Below are 15,304 nucleotides of genomic sequence, written 5' to 3'. Positions count from 1 at the left end.
TCGATCGGTCACCGCAACAGCTCCCACACCGAGTCCAGCGCGTCCGCCGTCCCCGGCACGTCTAAGGACTGCGTGGTGAACACGGCCGCGCAGCGGCCTGTGCGCCGGTCGACGTAGCCGATCGTCCCCAGTCCCCCGGCCCAACCGACGACCCCGCCCGGGCGGATCTCCACCTGCATCCCGTACCCGCAACCGGGTCCGATGAACCCTTCCGCATCAGCACGCTGCCGCGGGGTCAGGTGGTCGGTCGTCATCATCTCCACGTACTGCGGTCCCAGGACGGACCCGCCGTCGACCAGAACGTCGAGGAAGGCCAGATAGTCGGCGACGGTCGAGGACAGCCCACACGCCAGGGACTCGAAGCGAGGTGGGTGAGCGACCCTGCTCCGGATGTCCAGCGGCCGGAGACCCCCGTCGGGTCCGAGCCCGTAGCAGGTGGGGAGTCGATCCGGGTCGGCGGTGAACCCGCAGTCCGCCAGTCCGAGCGGCCCCGTGACGTGCTCGGCCACCAGCCCGGACACGGTGGCGCCCGCTGCCCGCGCCAGGAGAACCCCGAGGACATCGCTGCTGGTGTGGTAGTGCCAGCCCCGCCCGGGCTGGTCCGCCAGGGGCAGTGCACCCAGCAGCCGGAGATACTCGTCCGGCTCCATCGGCGGGGCGTAGGGGCCCGGTGCGACCTGCCGCTCGCTCATGGCGACGGTCAGTGGACTGCCCTCCCCCGCCCAGCCGACGCCGGCGGTCATGGTGAGGAGATGGCGCAGCGTGATCTGTCGCCCGGCCGGCACGGTCCGGTCGATCGGCCCGCCCGGCCGGGTGAGGACCCGTGGGGCGGACAGCTCCGGCAGGAGTGTGGCCACCGGGTCGTCGAGCGAGAGGACCCCGAGCTCGACCAACCTCAGCGCGAGCACACCGCCCACCGGCTTGGTGTTGGACGACAGCGGGAACACCGCATCCGGGTCGAGCCCGGGGCCGCCGGGCGACCGCGTCCCACCCGAGGCGATCCGTGATCGACCGTCCTGCCGTACCCCGCAGACGTATCCCGTCAACCGTCCGGAGGCGACCATGGCGTCGAGTTCCCCGGTGACGGAGGCGAACCGTTCCATGGGCTGACCTTACGTCCGGGGGGCTGGCTGGAGAAGGGCTCGTCGACGGTGGTCCGGGCCGTCAGCCCGCCAACCGCGCGAGCGGGCCGTGCACGTCGACGGGCTCGAGGCAGGTATCGGGGATCGTCCCCAGCGAGCACGTCCCCACCGGCAGGACCGGACGGTAACCCTCCGGGACGCCGCCGCGTGCGATCACGTCCCGGTACGCGTCCACCCCGGAGGTCGGTCTGCGCTCGAGAGTCGGGTCGGTGAGCACGTCGACCCGGTAGAGGCCGAAGCGGGAGTCGTAGCTGCCCCACTCGTAGTTGTCGACCAGGGACCAGTGGTTGTACCCGATCACCGGGTACCCGTCGGCGACCGCGCGCTGGATCCAGAAGACGACGTCCCGAAGGTAGTCGCCACGTTCGAAGGAGTCCTCCCGGTGGCCGTTGTTGGTGGGCATCCCGTTCTCGACGATGTACAGCGGCTTTCCGGGGAAGTGCCGGGCGTAGTGCGCTATCGATTCGTACATCCCTTCCGGCTGCGGACGGACGCCGGCGAAGTCGTCCCAGGCCGCGCGGATGGTGGTGAGGTTGTCGAGCGCGATGCCGTAGTAGTAGTCGACCCCGATGAAGTCCAGCTCATCGCGGATGTGATTGAGCAGGAGGTCGTCCGTGGCCGGGGCGAACGCGGGCAGGTACGCCTCGTTGGCGGTCACCATCGCGTCCGGGTCGGCCCGGTGCGCGGCGTGGTATCCCAGCTTGTGGGCCGCGACCACGTTGTCGCGGAACGCGTTGAACTGGTGCAGTCCCACCAGCCCGATGCGGAGTTCATGGCTGAAGAACACCAGTGGCTCGTTGAAGGTGACCCACATCGTCCCGTCGCCGGCCCACCTCTCGGTGATGAGCTCGGCATAGCGACCGAACGCCTCCACTGAGTCCGGCGAGAGGAAGCCGCCGCGATCGACCAGCCATCCCGGGTACACGTAGTGGACCATGGTGATCATCGGCGTCATGCCATGCGCCCGGATGGTGTCGAGGATGCGGTCGTACCGGCGCAACGCCTCCTCGTCGTACCGCCCCGGCTCCGGTTCGATCCGGGACCATTCCACGCTGAGCCGGAACGTGGTGACCCCCATGTCCGCGGCACGGGCGATGTCCTCGGGGTACCTGTTCCAGAAGTCCACGGCGTCGTTGACCGGGTCCGCCTCTCCACGCGCGGCGGCGGCGTCGACGTATCGCTTCCAGTTGGAATCCATATTTGAACCCTCGACCTGGAAACCCGAGGTGGCCACCCCCCAGTGGAATCCCTCGGCCACCCGCGCCTCGGCCCGAGCCTGCACGGAAACCGCGATGAGGGCGGTCGCGACCAGACTTATGACGAGCAACTGAGCGAGAACAATTCTGGTGACGGCAAACTTATGAACACCCATCACTAAAACATGACACATGCCTCGGCGGGCGTCAGCGCTTTGGGCGGCGGGCTCGCATGTAGAGCGCCGGGACCCGGCCCGGCGGCCGCCCGCGGCGTCTACCGTGGTGGGATGCGAACACTGGGAAACGTGCTCTGGTTTCTTCTCGCCGGCTGGTGGTTGGCGCTGGTGTACGTCCTCGCCGGGATCATCGCCTGCATCCTCATCATCACCATCCCGTTCGGTATCGCGTCGTTCCGACTCGCGGCGTACGTCCTGTGGCCGTTCGGGCGGCGGACCGAGTTCCGCCGGGATGCCGGTGCGTTCTCCCTGATCGGCAACATCCTGTGGATCCTGGTGCTCGGCTGGGAACTGGCGATCGCCCACCTGGTCGCCGGGTTGCTGCTGTGCCTGACGATCGTGGGCATCCCCTTCGGCATCGCCTGCTGGAAGATGGTCCCGCTGGCCCTGCTCCCCCTCGGCCAGCGGATCGTTCCCATCCGTCACCCGTCGGAGGATCCCTTCGCCGCGGCGCCGGGCGCGCGGCGGTAGGAGCGGGGACTAAGGCCGAGGACCGTGCGGAAATCCGCGCTCAGATGAGCGTGGTCGGAGTAACCGAGCTCCGCGGCGATCCGGGCGATCGTCACCGCCGGGTCCTCGCGTAGCCGCTGTGCGGCCTCCTGGAGTCGGTACCGACGGATCATCGCGAGTGGCGGTAGTCCCACATAGCGGTGAGCGAGTCGCTGCACCGCGCGAGTCGAGACGCCCAGGGCTGCGGCGACCTGGTCCACACGCACGATCGACCGGTCCGAGGCGATGAGATCCTCCATGGCGTTGGCCATGACTCCGCCGGCGTCCGGGGCGGCCAGGTTCGCGGCGGCCCAGGCGGAGAAGAAGCGCAGCGCCCGGTCGCGGGCGACGGACTCGCGCTGGTCGGGCGAGCACGACCGGCCGACGGCTTCGTCCGCCTCCCCCATCGCCGCCGTGACGGCGCGATGCAACCCGGCGGCCTCGACCGGCGTCTCCGCGTCGCGGAGCCGCCGGGGCTCGGCCGTCAACGAGGCCAACCCGGCCGGACGGAGCAGGGCGCCGACCGCCCACCCGGTACCGCTCAGGTCGCGGTGGGAGATGCCGGTCGTCGGTCCGGAGAGGCTGACTCCACCCGGTTCGACGACGAGATTCGACGCAGGAAAAGGCAGCAGCTCCTGCCGGGAGGTCTCCCCCGGCGCGAGACGCCAGCGCGGGATCCAGAACCAGCGAATGCGGTCACGCAGTTCCCACGGGGCGTCCTCGCGGTGAAAGGTCGGCAGCCGGTCCGGATAGAGGACCCCGCGTCGATCAGGGAGGTCGGACATCGTCCCCTCCCCGCGTCTCCGACGCGACGGCGTCGCAAATCTTCAAGCCACTCACGTGCATGTCCTCGTAGGTTCGTCGCATGACAGAGAACACCACGCCCCGGACCGGGGTCACCGGAGAACACACCACCGACGGCGTCCCCCACGGGTCGACCAGCCTCACACCGTTCCTCGCCGTCGAGAGAGCGGGGGACGCGGTCGAATTCTATTCCTCCGTGTTCGGCGCACGGGTGGTCGATGTGACCGAGATGGGCGGGATGGTCGTCCACGCCGAACTCGACTTCGGCAACGGCCGGCTGCAAGTCGGCGAACCCAGTCCCCAGTTCGGGCTCGTTCCCCCACCCTCCGGGGAGGTGGCCTGCTACTCGATCGGGATGTACTGCGCGAACGTCGACGAGGTGGTCGACCGGGCAGCACAGGCCGGGGCGACGATCCGTGAGGATGTGAGCGAGTTCGTCTCCGGCGACCGGTACGCCTCGATCCGGGACCCGTACGGCATCCGATGGTCGATCATGTCCCGCGTGGAGGACCTGTCGGAGTCCGAGAGCGCACGTCGGGTCGCCGAGTGGGCGGCACGGCAAGGCTAGCCTCGCCGCCTGTGCTCCGTCCTACACCGTCTTCCGGCGTAGGGTCCCCGGCGTGGACATCATCCTGGCACCTCGTTCCCGGTCGGAAAGGCACACTGTTCCACCCGCAGCGGACTGCACGGGCTGACCATGGCCCGTGAGCGATTTCTCCGTCGCTGGATAGTGTCCGTGACGATCGCGGAAGCCGTGGGCTTCGCCTTTCCCGCGGCAATCGGCGGGACCCTGGGGTTGCTCGCAGCACCGGCGGGCGTTGTCTATCCCGCGATGATTCTCGCGGGGGCGTGTGAAGGAGCATTGCTCGGGTACGGCCAGTCCATCGGCTTCGGATCGGTTGTGCCCCGGTCGCGGTGGATACTCGCCACCGCTGCGGGGGCGGCGACCGCCTGGTCGATTGGCATGCTCCCCAGCAGCCTGGGCGGGACCGACTGGGCCTCACCTTGGGTTCTCGTCCTCGCGGCGGTACTCGGGCTGGTGCTCCTGCTGTCCATCCCGACCCTCCAATGGGTGGTCCTTCGGCGCAATCGCCTGCGGGCCACTTTCTGGATTCCTGTCAACGCCGCGGCCTGGGCGGTGGGCATCCTGTGGCCCCTGGCACCGTCGCCGTTGATCGACGAGACCACTCCGGCACCGACCCTGTTCGGTGTCTACCTGGTCGCCGGGCTGCTCATGGCGGCTACCGTGGCGGTCGTGACGGGATTCGCCGCACGGCGCATCGTTTCCGATGCAGCTCGGTGAGCACCGCGCCTGGCCTTCACAGTCCGTCGTGGGGGCACAACTGATGTCAGCAGAGCTCCGTGACAGCCGATAAACGAGGACGGGTTCACGCCGAGTGCCACTTCCGCCCACAACGCCGAGTCGTCTGAGCGACCCGCGACCACGCGCCACGCCGGATCACAGTCAGATCGTCGAGTCACTCCGCCACACCTCACACACTCAGGTGATGCAACGACCGATTGAACTCAACAGGCCTGTCCAGATAAAAAAAGAGCCCGGCCAGTGGCCGGGCTCTTGCTCGTATGAGCCGTCCGTTTCCGGATCGACTACTCGGGTGGAGCTAAGGGGATTCGAACCCCTGACCCCCACACTGCCAGTGTGGTGCGCTACCAGCTGCGCCATAGCCCCGTATTGATTTCTCTGCCGTTCACCTCTCGGCGACCGGCTCGACCAAAGTTACACCATCCCGGTTCGGCCCTCCAAATCGCCTCCGGCCCCGCCCTGGACGGGCGGGGCCGGTATCGATCGCTGTGGACCGGGGTCAGGCGAGGATGTTGTCCAGCCAGGCCGGATCGGCGATCTCCACGACCTCACCCTCGTAGGCGACAGTGGGGGTGGAGACCCGGTCGGTGACCTCCCGGATGCTGTCCTGCGAATTGTCGGCCGTGTCCGAGGCCTTCTCCATCCCGCCATTGGTCTCCACGTTGCCGATGCACTCGACCGTGTCCGCATTCGCTCCGGCCGCCTCGGCGGTGGACGCCAACTCCCGCGCGGAGCGGTCGCCACCGCCCTCGGCGGGCTGCTGCGCGAAGTAGGCGTTCTTGACGTCGAAGAAGACCGGCAGCGAGTCCTTGGCTGCCACACACTGGATCGCGGCGATCGCGCGGGTGGAATACTCGCCCGACGCGGACTGTCGGTTGAGGAAGTTCAGGGTGTGGAACTCCACCCGCAGGTCGCCGGCCTCCACGGCGGAGGCGAGCCGCTCACCGTTCTGCCCCTCGAACGAGGCACACGCCGGGCACATGAAGTCCTCCCAGATCTGGACGGTCGGGGCGGTCTCCTCCCCCACCGCGATCACGCCTGTGTCCGAGATCTCGATCAGCTCGTCGGCCGTTTCACCGAACGTGATCGGGTTGGCCTCGCCACCCCGCTGGGCCATCCACACGACACCGCCGAGGACCAGGACGGCGACGGCGATCAGCGCGGCGACCGTGATCAGCATCCCGTTGTTCTTCTTGGTCTTCAGGACCTTCGTGCTCTTGTTACCTGCGGACTTGGCGTTCACGTGTGGGTGGGCCTTTCTCTGCTGGGAAACCGTCGGCCCTTTCCGAGCGACTGGCGACTACCGAGAGGGTACCGAAGCCGCCTGAGGCCTCTTTCAGGTGCGGGCAGGTGGCGACGCCATAAATGCACCGAGCCCCCGGTCGATGATCGACCGGGGGCTCGGCCCGATGGTGGAGCTGCCGGGAATTGAACCCGGGTCCTCCGCAGCATCGGCAGGGCTTCTCCGTGCGCAGTCCGCGTTGGCCTCTACTCGGATCTCGCCCTCATGCGGACATGTCGGCGATGACGATCCCAGTCACTGTTGGATGTCCCGACCCACCCCGTGACCGGGTGAGCCGGTGATCCCTCTAGATGATGCCGGTGACCGGGGCGAGGGCGACCCCGGGCCGACAGACTACGGGCTCGCTGTCAGGCAGCGAGGGCGTAGTCGCGCTGATTGGTATCGGCGCGTAATTGGTTGCCACGACGCTTACGGTGGTCTCTGGCCTGCACCGGCACGCTTCCCCTGCGTCAACTCACGTAGTCGAAACCACATCAGCCCCGTCAGGTCCGCCGACTCTCGTCGACGGACCACTGACCCTACCCCGACCGAGGTCCGACCGCCAGGGTGAGCTCCGTCTCCACCTCACCCCAGCGCGAGCAGTGCGATCGCCACCCCTGCCAGTGCGAGCCCCGCGATCTGGACCGCGCGAAGGCGCTCCCCACCGTGGGTGATGGCCAGCGCCACCGTGAAGGCGGGGTAGAGCGCGGCGATCACGCTGACCAGGGAGAGCATGCCCGCCTGGGAGGCGAAATAGAACGCGCCGTTGGCGACCGCGTCGAACACCGCGATCACCAGGCCGATGGCGATGAGGCGCCGGGAGAACCGGAACGACTCGCGGGCGGCGAACGCCGCCGCCAGGACGACCCCGGTGGCACCGATCCGCGATGCCGCGACCGGCCACAGACCCTCACCCGCCGGGACCTGTGCCAGCAGGACGAAGAATCCCGCGAACGCCAGCCCCGACAGCACCGTGAGCGCCATCAGCGGCAGGGTGAGGCGACCGTGGCCGATCGAGGAACCCTCGTGGCTCTCCAGTGAGACGAGGACTGTCGCGACGAGCGCCACCGACATCCCGACCAGGGCTCCCGCCCCGGGCCGCTCCCCTGCCACCAACCCGAACGCGAGCGGCACCGACGCGGCCAGAACCGCAGTGATCGGCGAGATCACGCTCATCGGCCCGCGCGAGAGCGCGACGTAGAACGACCACACCGCGAGCCCTGACAGGAGGCCCGACGTCAGCCCCCAGGCCAGTCCGGCCAGAGTCGGTGACCCCCCGGATACCACCGCCGCCGCCCCGACCAGCACGATCGACAGCGGGTACGACACGCTGACGACCCGCAGTGCGCGGGCCCGCCGGGACGCGACTCCGCCGAGGTAGTCGCTGATGCCGTACGCCACCGCCGATGTCGACGCCAGCGCGACCGGCATCATGCGTGCATGCCCTTGATCCTCCTGCCGAGTTCGCGCACGGCCTCGCGTTCGGCGGTCCGCTTGGCGATGTCGTGTCGCTTGTCGTGGGCCTGCTTACCCCGCGCGACGGCCAGTTCGACCTTGACCCGTCCGTTCACGAAGTAGAGGGACAGCGGGACCAGCGTGGCGTTGCCGTCCCGCACCTTGCCGACGAGCGAATCGATCTCGCGACGGTGCAGCAGCAGTTTGCGGGCCCGCTTGGGCGCGTGGTTGGTCCAGTTCCCGTGGGAGTACTCGGGGATGTGGAGCCCGCGGAGCCACACCTCGCCGTCGTCGATCGTCGCGAACGCGTCGACCAACGAGGCCTGGCCCTCGCGCATGCTCTTGATCTCCGTACCCAACAGCGCGATGCCCGCCTCGTGGGTGTCGAGGATGGAGTACTCGTGCCGGGCCTTGCGGTTGCTCGCGACCACGCTGCCGTCACGGCCGAGGGACGACGCGCCCTTCTTCTTGTTCTTCTTGGCCACGCCGGTTCACCTCCTCGTCCGTCCGTCGGGCAGATCCCCCACTCTAGATCAGTGCGGGATCACTGCCGAACCGTGATCCGCAGCGTGACCCATGCCGTGAGCGCGGACACCACCGCGCCCGCCACCACGAGGACCGGGGCCAGCATCAGGATGTCGACAGTGGTGATCCGTTCCACCAGGTTCGCCCGGTACGCCTCGGCCAGCACCCTGTCGAGAAAGACGACCTTGGCCCCCAGCAGCCCCCCGACCGCGAGCAGCGAACCGACCACCGACGCGAGCACGGCTTCCACCACGAACGGGAGTTCGGTGTAACAGCGGCTCGCGCCCACCAGTCGCATGATCCCCAGGGCGGTCCGGCGGGTGAAGGCCGCGATCTGCGTCATGTTGGCGATGAGCAGGACCGTGGCCAGGAGTTGGACCACCGCGACGGCGAACGCGGCGTTCCGGATGCCGTCCAGGACCGAGAAGACGCGCTCGACCAGCTCCCCCTGCCCCTGCACGACCTCGATCCCCGCGACACCCTCCAGGTCCTCGGCCACGGACTCCGCGCGGGTGGGGTCGTCGAGCGTGAGCGTGAATCGCGACCCCAGGGCGTCCGGGGAGGTCGACTCCACGAGGACGGGGTCGGTGGAGGCGAAGAGTTCGACGAACTCCTCGTACGTCTCCTGCGGGTTCTTGTACTCCACCGAGGCCACGCCGGCCGTGGCCTCCAACTCGTCCCGGATCTCACCGCACGACGAGGTGCAGTCGGGGTCCTCCAGGGAGATGGCCCGGTCCACGTAGACACGGAACTCGTTGAGATAGTCGTACTTGACCTGACTGGCCGAGGCGGTCATGACCACCAACACCCCGGCGCCGAGCATCGCCAACGCGACGGCGGTGGTGATGATCATGGCCAGCGTCATCGACAGGTTGCGGCGCAGCCCCTGTGCGACCTCGGACGCGATGAACCGCGCGGCCATCAGCGTCCCACCCCGTAGGTGCCGCGGGAGTCGTCGCGGACGACCTTCCCGTCGACCAACTCCACCACGCGCCGCCGTGAGCGGTCGACGATGTGTCGGTCGTGCGTGGCCATGAGGACCGTGGTCCCGGTCCGATTGATCCGGTCGAGCAGCAGCATGATGTCCTCGCTGGTCTCGGGGTCGAGGTTCCCGGTCGGCTCGTCGGCGAGCAACAGCTTCGGTCGGTTGACGAACGCTCTCGCGATCGCCACACGTTGTTGTTCGCCGCCGGAGAGCTCGTGCGGTCGGCGACCGGCCTCACGACCCAGACCCACCATCTCGAGCGTCTCGGGGACGACCTTGTCGATGGTCCGGCGCGACTTGCCGATCACCTGCAGCGCGAACGCCACGTTCTCGGCCACGGTCTTGCCCGGCAGCAGCCGGAAATCCTGGAAGACGCAGCCGAGCGAGCGACGAAGCGCCGGCACGGACGAGGCCTTCATCCTGGTGAGGTCATGGCCGGCGACGACCAGGGTCCCGGAGTCGGGCCGGTCCTCTCGGAGCAGCAGGCGCAGGAAGGTCGACTTTCCCGACCCGGAGGCGCCGATGAGGAAGGCGAACTCGCCCTCGGCGATCTCGACGGTCACGTCCGACAGAGCCGGACGCGTCGAGGACGCGTACGACTTGGTCACATGGGAAGCACTGATCACACGAGTAGCCTAGCGCTACTCCAGTCACACGGCAGTCGAAGGAGCCGCCGGTGTCAGCTCGTGGTCGCAGGGCTCCCTCCGGCTCCGGCGTCGCCGGAATCCTCTCCCTGTTGCGCCTGCTCCTGCGGCGACTGCTCCTGAGGTGACTGTTCCTGCGGTGACTGCTGCGGCGGTGCCTGCTGCCCGGTCGCTCCCGTGGGGGACGTCGGGGTCTGCCGTCCCGGCGGCGGCGTCGTTCCGGTGACAGGCGGGGACGTCTGCGGAGTGGCGGTCGGATCCGTCGTCTGGTCGATCGTGGTCTCCGGGGTCGGCGTTCCCTCGACGGGTGTCGTCCCCTCGGCCGGCGCGGGTTCTTCTGCCGTTATCGGTGCCCCCGGGGGGCGCAGGTTGACCACCGGGTCGGTCTTGACCATCGAGTACAGGATGGCGATCAGGACGAACGCCACCAGCAGGATCGCGGTGGTCCGCGACATCCTGAAGAACTCCCCGAGCAGGGACACGATCTTCGGTCGCGGCCGACGGGACGGCGCATCCGGATCGGTGGTGCCCCCGAGACCCAGCGGATCACCGCTGATCAGGGGTTCGCGAGTGGTCGCCGCCTCGGCCCGCGCGCTGTCCTCGGCCTCCGGGCCGAGCTCGCCGACTGAAGCCGTGTTGGGTGTCGTGCCGTCAGGTGTGGGGTCGTCGGGTGTCGTGTCGTCGTCTCGGCGCTCGGCCATCACGCGCTCCCCTCTCCGGTCTGCGGTCGGAGCATGCCCGCCCGGATCGCGGCCAGGGCCTCTGGCTCCAGAACGATCCCCTCCGCGCGGAACCGGCGCAGGATGACCGCGCGCATCCGCCGGCCGACCTCCCACTGCATGCCGGGCTTGGTCCGGGCCAGCAACCGGATCACGGTCTGTTCGAGCCGGATCGACTGCACACCCATCACGGTGGGTTCATCCAGGATGTACTGGCCCACCCGCTCGTCGTCGACGATCTCGCGACAGACCTGTGCGAGGACCTCGTGGGCCTTGTCCATGTCGGCGTTGTTGGGCACCGGCACGTCGATGATCGCGCGGGCCCAGTCCTGCGACTGGTTGATCGCGGTGACGATCTGCCCGTTCGGGACGATCACCGCCTCGCCGTCGAGGGTCCGCAGGCGGGTGATGCGCAGGGTGACGTCCTCGACGGTTCCCGCCGTCACACCCGTCGCGGTGGTGAGCTCGACGATGTCCCCGTAGCCGTATTGGCGCTCGGCCAGAACGAAGAACCCTGCCAGGAAGTCCTGGACGATCTTCTGGGCACCGAAGCCCAGTGCCGCACCGAGCACCGTGGCCGGTGCGACCAGCGCTACCAGGTTGACGCCGAAGCGCAAGAGGATCTGGATACCGAACAGGATGTACAACACCCCCACGGCGACGTACGAGATCACCTGGATCAGCGAGTGGAGGTGCTTGGACTCCTCCGACCAGAAGTCCTCGTCGGCGTGTTGGGAGTCGATCCGCCCGGTCCACATCCGCGCGATCTTGGCGATCACCCGGGTCAGCAGCGCCGCCCCGAGGACGAGGAGGATGACCTCAAGGCCGTTGTTGCCCAACCAGTTCAGGATCGGGCTGAAGTCACTCTGGACACTCACTCCGCGTCGGCCCCCTCCCGCATCCGCCACCGGATGCCGGCCTCGATGAACCCGTCCAGGTCGCCGTCCAGGACCGCCGACGGGTTGTTGACCTCGAACTCCGTCCGCAGGTCCTTGACCATCTGATATGGGTGCAGGACGTACGACCGCATCTGGTTACCCCAGGAGGCGTTGCCGCCCGAACCTAGCGCATCCATGGCGGCCCGCTCCTCCTGCTGTTTGCGTGCGAGCAGCTTGGCCTGCAGGACCTTCATGGCCGCGACCTTGTTCTGCAACTGAGATTTCTCGTTCTGGCACGTCACCACGATCCCGGTCGGGACGTGGGTGAGACGGACCGCCGAGTCGGTCGTATTGACGGACTGCCCGCCGGGGCCGGACGAGCGGTAGACGTCGACACGGACCTCGTTCTCGTTGACCTCGATCGAGTCGGTCGTCTCCACCACCGGCAGCACCTCGACCTCGGCGAACGAGGTCTGTCGCCTGCCCTGGTTGTCGAACGGGCTGATGCGCACGAGTCGGTGGGTGCCCTGCTCGACGGAGAGCGTGCCGTACATGTACGGGTCGTGGACGACGAAGGTCGCCGACTTGATGCCCGCCTCCTCCGCGTACGAGGTGTCGTACACCTCGACCTTGTGGCCGGCCTTCTCCGCCCACCGGACGTACATGCGCATGAGCATCTCGGCGAAGTCCGCGGCGTCGACGCCGCCGGCACCGGCACGGATGTTGACCACTGCCTCACGCTGGTCGTACTCACCGCTGAGCATCGTCTTGACCTCGATGGCCTCGACGTCCTCACGCAGCTGGAGGCGCTCGGCGTCCGCGTCCTCGACGGCTCCGTCGCCCTCCTCCTCGGCCAGCTCGTACATCAGCGGGAGGTCCTCGATGCGTTGGCGCAGCTCACGACACCGTCGCAGGTCGGCCTGGATGTAGGAGAGCTCGCTGGTGACCTTCTGCGCCCGGTCCTGGTCGTTCCACAGGTCGGGGTCGGCGGCCATCTGCTCCAGCTCGTCGACACGGCGAGCGAGCTCCTCGATGTCGAGGACCTTCTCGACCGTGGTCATGGTGGCGTCGAGGGCTGCGATGTCGGCGGAAACGTCGGGGTGCACGGGATCCAACTCTACGCGGCCGAACGTCCGTCTCGCGTTTCCCCACCCGCCACCCTCCCGCGGTCCGGCGCACACCCCACCGTCGACCGACGGGGGTAGCGTCGCGGGCGACGGACCCGCTACCGCCCGAGGTCAGCGGGCCACTGCGGCCCAGCGGAGGAAACCGATGTCCCCTGAGACCCGCCACCTGCGTCCCCCGTCCGACGAGGCCGTCGCGCCGATGACCGACGCGGACCTGGCCACCAGACTCGTCGTCGACGCCGGCTCCCTGGCTAGACGCCTACGCGAGGACGGCCTGGACGTCCGCCACAAGACCTCGGTCTCCGACGTGGTCACCGAGGCCGACAGGGCCGCCGAGCGCCAGATCACCGCCCTCCTGGCCACCCACCGCCCCGATGACGGGGTCCTCGGCGAGGAGGGGACCCTGGTCCCCGGACGTCACGAACGCAGGTGGGTCGTCGACCCGGTCGACGGGACCTACAACTTCGTCAGCGGTTCGGACTACTGGTGCTCGGCCGTGGCCGTCACCGGGCCCGACGACTACCTGCTGGGGGCCGTCCACCGGCCCGTCACCGGGGACACCTTCGTCGGGGGTTCGGACGTACCCACCCGTCGGAACGGCGTCCCTGTGGACCGCCTCACCCCCGGCGACCTCGCCGCCGGCAGCCTGGCCACCTATCTCCACCCGCCGTTCTTCGCCGACCCCGACCTCGCCGACCCCTTCCACCGGGTCAGCCGCGGTGCGGCGACGATCCGGATGCTCGGATCGGGCTCCGTCGACCTGGCGTCGGTGGCCTGCGGCGTCCACTCGGTGTGGTGTCAGCACTCGTGCCCGGAGTGGGACTGGCTCCCCGGACGGGCTCTGGTCGAGGGCGCGGGTGGGCTCTGCGCGACCGTCGAGGTGAACGGTTACGACTGGTTCGTGGCGGGCCGTCCGGGGGCCGTCGAGCACGCCGTGGCGCTCCTCCGGGGCTGAACCCGAGGCTCCCACCAGGGGTTGGAACGACTTGAGGGCAAAGTCTGGCGTTCGGAACTTACTCCGAAGTAAGATGCTCCCGACAGCACCGTCCACCGTCCGTCACGAGAACAGCTGGTGATGATGAGCAAGAACCCCACGTCCCCGTCCACGACCGGACGCGCGGAGGCCTCCACCCCGGGTAAGAACCCCACGAGGATCGACGCGATCGGAGCCGCGATGCGCGCGCTCACGACGATCACCGGGTCGGAGTTCGCCGAGCGCTTCAATCTGCGCCAGAAGGTCGACCGGGTCACCTACGAGGCCACCAAGACCGGCTTCAAGACCCTCGGCGCCGCCACCAAGTCCTTCAAGAAGGTCTCCGGATCCGGCTCGCCCAAGCGTCTGCCCGATGCCGACTCCGAGGCGAGGCCTGACCTGTTCGACCTCACCCTGGACGACGACCAGCAAATGATCGTCGAGACCGTCCGGGACTTCGCCGCCGAGGTGATCAGACCGGCCGCGCACGACGCCGACCACGCCGCCGAGGCCCCCGCGTCGCTTCTGACCCGGTCCGCCGAGATCGGCGCGACCATGCTCAACGTGCCCGAGGAGTTCGAGGGCATCGCCTCCGAGCGCGGTGTGGTGACCAACTCGCTCGTCGCCGAGGCGTTGGCCTACGGCGACATGGGTCTGGCCCTGCCGATCCTGGCGCCCTCCGGCGTCGCGACCACCCTGACCCAGTTCGGATCGGACGCCCAGCAGAAGTCCTACCTGCCGGCCTTCGCCTCCGAGCAGGTCCCGGCGGCCGCCGTGGTGGTGGCCGAGCCCCGTCCGCTCTTCGATCCGTTCGAGCTGAAGACCACCGCCACCCGCGGGCCGGGCGGGTTCACGCTCAACGGCGTCAAGTCGATGGTGCCCACCGCCGGGAGCGCCGAGCTCTTCGTCGTCGCCGCCTCTCTCGACGGGTTCCCGACCCTCTTCGTCGTCGAGTCCGACACCGACGGACTCGTGGTGGAGGCGGACCCGTCGATGGGCCTGCGCGCCGCGGGTCTGGGGCGGATTGTCCTCACCGACGTCTCCCTCCCCGCCGACGCGGTCCTCGGTGGCCCCGACGCCTCCCCGGAGGAGCGGGCCAGGACTTACGCCGACGTGATCCGTCTGTCCCGCCTGGGCTGGGCCTCGCTCGCCGTGGGTACCTCACACGCGGTCCTCGACTACGTGACCCCCTACGTCAAGGAGCGCCAGGCCTTCGGTGAACCGGTCGCGCACCGCCAGGCGGTCGCCTTCGCCGTCGCCGACATGGCCACCGAGCTCGACGGCATGCGCCTGATCACCTGGCGCGGCGCGTCGCGCGCCGAGCAGGGTCTGCCGTTCGCGCGCGAAGCCGCGCTCGCCCGCAAGATCGCCGCCGACAAGGGCATGAAGATCGGCCTCGACGGCGTCCAGCTGCTCGGCGGACACGGTTTCACCAAGGAGCACCCCGTCGAGCGCTGGTACCGCGACCTGCGCGCCGTGGGTGTGGCCGAGGGCGTGGTGGTCCTGTGAGCACCGCCCACCACGC

The 15,304-nt window shown here is 68.8% G+C and carries 16 protein-coding genes, 1 tRNA gene and 1 other RNA gene; 5 read left to right on the top strand and 13 right to left on the bottom strand.

The window, feature by feature from the left end; genetic code table 11:
• Positions 1 to 8: 8 nt before the first annotated feature.
• Positions 9 to 1,103 carry a serine hydrolase domain-containing protein gene (locus ABIE38_RS01165; RefSeq protein WP_354053625.1) on the bottom strand — a complete coding sequence of 365 codons (1,095 nt, stop codon included), beginning with the start codon at positions 1,101 to 1,103 and terminating at the stop codon, positions 9 to 11.
• A gap of 61 nt (positions 1,104 to 1,164) precedes the next feature.
• The gene (locus ABIE38_RS01160; protein ID WP_354053624.1) at positions 1,165 to 2,514 is read right to left on the bottom strand and encodes a glycoside hydrolase family 1 protein; all 1,350 of its coding nucleotides are present in this window, start codon (positions 2,512 to 2,514) and stop codon (positions 1,165 to 1,167) included.
• Between the two features lie 111 nt (positions 2,515 to 2,625).
• On the opposite strand from ABIE38_RS01160, the gene ABIE38_RS01155 reads away from it, so the two are divergent.
• Positions 2,626 to 3,045, top strand: coding sequence for a YccF domain-containing protein (locus ABIE38_RS01155; protein ID WP_354053623.1), 420 nt, complete (start codon positions 2,626 to 2,628; stop codon positions 3,043 to 3,045).
• Here the strand turns inward: ABIE38_RS01155 and ABIE38_RS01150 are convergent.
• Positions 2,997 to 3,848 (bottom strand): helix-turn-helix domain-containing protein, encoded by an 852-nt coding sequence (locus tag ABIE38_RS01150; protein ID WP_354053622.1) that lies wholly within the window; start codon positions 3,846 to 3,848, stop codon positions 2,997 to 2,999. The two genes, ABIE38_RS01155 and ABIE38_RS01150, sit on opposite strands and share 49 nt — an antisense overlap.
• A gap of 80 nt (positions 3,849 to 3,928) precedes the next feature.
• On the opposite strand from ABIE38_RS01150, the gene ABIE38_RS01145 reads away from it, so the two are divergent.
• Together ABIE38_RS01145 and ABIE38_RS01140 are read left to right on the top strand one after the other, a co-directional pair.
• A complete protein-coding gene (locus ABIE38_RS01145; RefSeq protein ID WP_354053621.1) occupies positions 3,929 to 4,435 on the top strand; it encodes a VOC family protein in 507 nt (168 codons plus the stop codon).
• A 168-nt stretch (positions 4,436 to 4,603) separates the two neighbouring features.
• Positions 4,604 to 5,170 carry a hypothetical protein gene (locus tag ABIE38_RS01140; protein WP_354053620.1) on the top strand — a complete coding sequence of 189 codons (567 nt, stop codon included), beginning with the start codon at positions 4,604 to 4,606 and terminating at the stop codon, positions 5,168 to 5,170.
• A 314-nt stretch (positions 5,171 to 5,484) separates the two neighbouring features.
• On the opposite strand, the gene ABIE38_RS01135 is transcribed toward ABIE38_RS01140, so the two are convergent.
• The 10 genes from ABIE38_RS01135 to prfB form a co-directional block, all read right to left on the bottom strand.
• Positions 5,485 to 5,557 (bottom strand) — tRNA-Ala (locus ABIE38_RS01135).
• Between the two features lie 133 nt (positions 5,558 to 5,690).
• Complete coding sequence (locus ABIE38_RS01130) at positions 5,691 to 6,434, bottom strand: DsbA family protein (RefSeq protein WP_354053619.1); 744 nt, start codon at positions 6,432 to 6,434, stop codon at positions 5,691 to 5,693.
• Between the two features lie 167 nt (positions 6,435 to 6,601).
• Positions 6,602 to 6,975, bottom strand: a transfer-messenger RNA (tmRNA) gene (ssrA, locus tag ABIE38_RS01125).
• A gap of 83 nt (positions 6,976 to 7,058) precedes the next feature.
• Positions 7,059 to 7,907, bottom strand: coding sequence for an EamA family transporter (locus ABIE38_RS01120; RefSeq protein WP_354053618.1), 849 nt, complete (start codon positions 7,905 to 7,907; stop codon positions 7,059 to 7,061).
• Entirely contained in the window at positions 7,904 to 8,413 is a 510-nt protein-coding gene (smpB, locus tag ABIE38_RS01115) for an SsrA-binding protein SmpB (protein ID WP_182658185.1), read from the bottom strand. The genes ABIE38_RS01120 and smpB overlap by 4 nt, the downstream gene beginning before the upstream one ends.
• Positions 8,414 to 8,472: 59 nt before the next feature.
• On the bottom strand, positions 8,473 to 9,375 hold the full coding sequence (ftsX, locus tag ABIE38_RS01110) for a permease-like cell division protein FtsX (protein WP_354053617.1): 903 nt from the start codon (positions 9,373 to 9,375) through the stop codon (positions 8,473 to 8,475).
• On the bottom strand, positions 9,375 to 10,064 hold the full coding sequence (gene ftsE, locus ABIE38_RS01105; protein ID WP_354053616.1) for a cell division ATP-binding protein FtsE: 690 nt from the start codon (positions 10,062 to 10,064) through the stop codon (positions 9,375 to 9,377). The genes ftsX and ftsE overlap by 1 nt, the downstream gene beginning before the upstream one ends.
• A gap of 53 nt (positions 10,065 to 10,117) precedes the next feature.
• Positions 10,118 to 10,783, bottom strand: a complete 666-nt coding sequence (locus ABIE38_RS01100) for a hypothetical protein (RefSeq protein ID WP_354053615.1) — start codon at positions 10,781 to 10,783, stop codon at positions 10,118 to 10,120.
• The gene (locus tag ABIE38_RS01095) at positions 10,783 to 11,679 is read right to left on the bottom strand and encodes a mechanosensitive ion channel family protein (RefSeq protein ID WP_354053614.1); all 897 of its coding nucleotides are present in this window, start codon (positions 11,677 to 11,679) and stop codon (positions 10,783 to 10,785) included. The genes ABIE38_RS01100 and ABIE38_RS01095 overlap by 1 nt, the downstream gene beginning before the upstream one ends.
• Complete coding sequence (gene prfB / locus ABIE38_RS01090) at positions 11,676 to 12,785, bottom strand: peptide chain release factor 2 (RefSeq protein WP_179524822.1); 1,110 nt, start codon at positions 12,783 to 12,785, stop codon at positions 11,676 to 11,678. Before prfB ends, ABIE38_RS01095 begins: the two co-directional genes overlap by 4 nt.
• 166 nt (positions 12,786 to 12,951) lie before the next feature.
• Between prfB and ABIE38_RS01085 the strand changes: the two genes are divergently transcribed.
• Positions 12,952 to 13,761: an inositol monophosphatase family protein gene (locus ABIE38_RS01085; protein ID WP_354053613.1), complete on the top strand. Its 810-nt coding sequence runs from the start codon at positions 12,952 to 12,954 to the stop codon at positions 13,759 to 13,761.
• A gap of 120 nt (positions 13,762 to 13,881) precedes the next feature.
• A complete protein-coding gene (locus ABIE38_RS01080; RefSeq protein WP_354053612.1) occupies positions 13,882 to 15,288 on the top strand; it encodes an acyl-CoA dehydrogenase family protein in 1,407 nt (468 codons plus the stop codon).
• Positions 15,289 to 15,304: the final 16 nt, after the last annotated feature.

The sequence above is a fragment of the Dietzia sp. 2505 genome (assembly GCF_040546785.1).
Classification (GTDB): Bacteria; Actinomycetota; Actinomycetes; order Mycobacteriales; family Mycobacteriaceae; genus Dietzia.
Note: the sequence above shows the minus strand (reverse complement) of the source record. Positions and strands in the feature narration are given on the sequence as shown.

Excerpts from the sequence above, each read along its gene's own strand:
- ABIE38_RS01155 (WP_354053623.1), top strand. The coding sequence starts at position 2,626 with ATGCGAACACTGGGAAACGTGCTCTGGTTTCTTCTCGCCGGCTGGTGG.
- ABIE38_RS01160 (WP_354053624.1), bottom strand. The coding sequence starts at position 2,514 with ATGGGTGTTCATAAGTTTGCCGTCACCAGAATTGTTCTCGCTCAGTTG.
- ABIE38_RS01120 (WP_354053618.1), bottom strand. The coding sequence starts at position 7,907 with ATGATGCCGGTCGCGCTGGCGTCGACATCGGCGGTGGCGTACGGCATC.
- ftsX (WP_354053617.1), bottom strand. The coding sequence starts at position 9,375 with ATGGCCGCGCGGTTCATCGCGTCCGAGGTCGCACAGGGGCTGCGCCGC.
- ABIE38_RS01100 (WP_354053615.1), bottom strand. The coding sequence starts at position 10,783 with ATGGCCGAGCGCCGAGACGACGACACGACACCCGACGACCCCACACCT.
- ABIE38_RS01145 (WP_354053621.1), top strand. The coding sequence starts at position 3,929 with ATGACAGAGAACACCACGCCCCGGACCGGGGTCACCGGAGAACACACC.
- ABIE38_RS01080 (WP_354053612.1), top strand. The coding sequence starts at position 13,882 with ATGATGAGCAAGAACCCCACGTCCCCGTCCACGACCGGACGCGCGGAG.
- ABIE38_RS01150 (WP_354053622.1), bottom strand. The coding sequence starts at position 3,848 with ATGTCCGACCTCCCTGATCGACGCGGGGTCCTCTATCCGGACCGGCTG.
- ABIE38_RS01165 (WP_354053625.1), bottom strand. The coding sequence starts at position 1,103 with ATGGAACGGTTCGCCTCCGTCACCGGGGAACTCGACGCCATGGTCGCC.
- ABIE38_RS01085 (WP_354053613.1), top strand. The coding sequence starts at position 12,952 with ATGTCCCCTGAGACCCGCCACCTGCGTCCCCCGTCCGACGAGGCCGTC.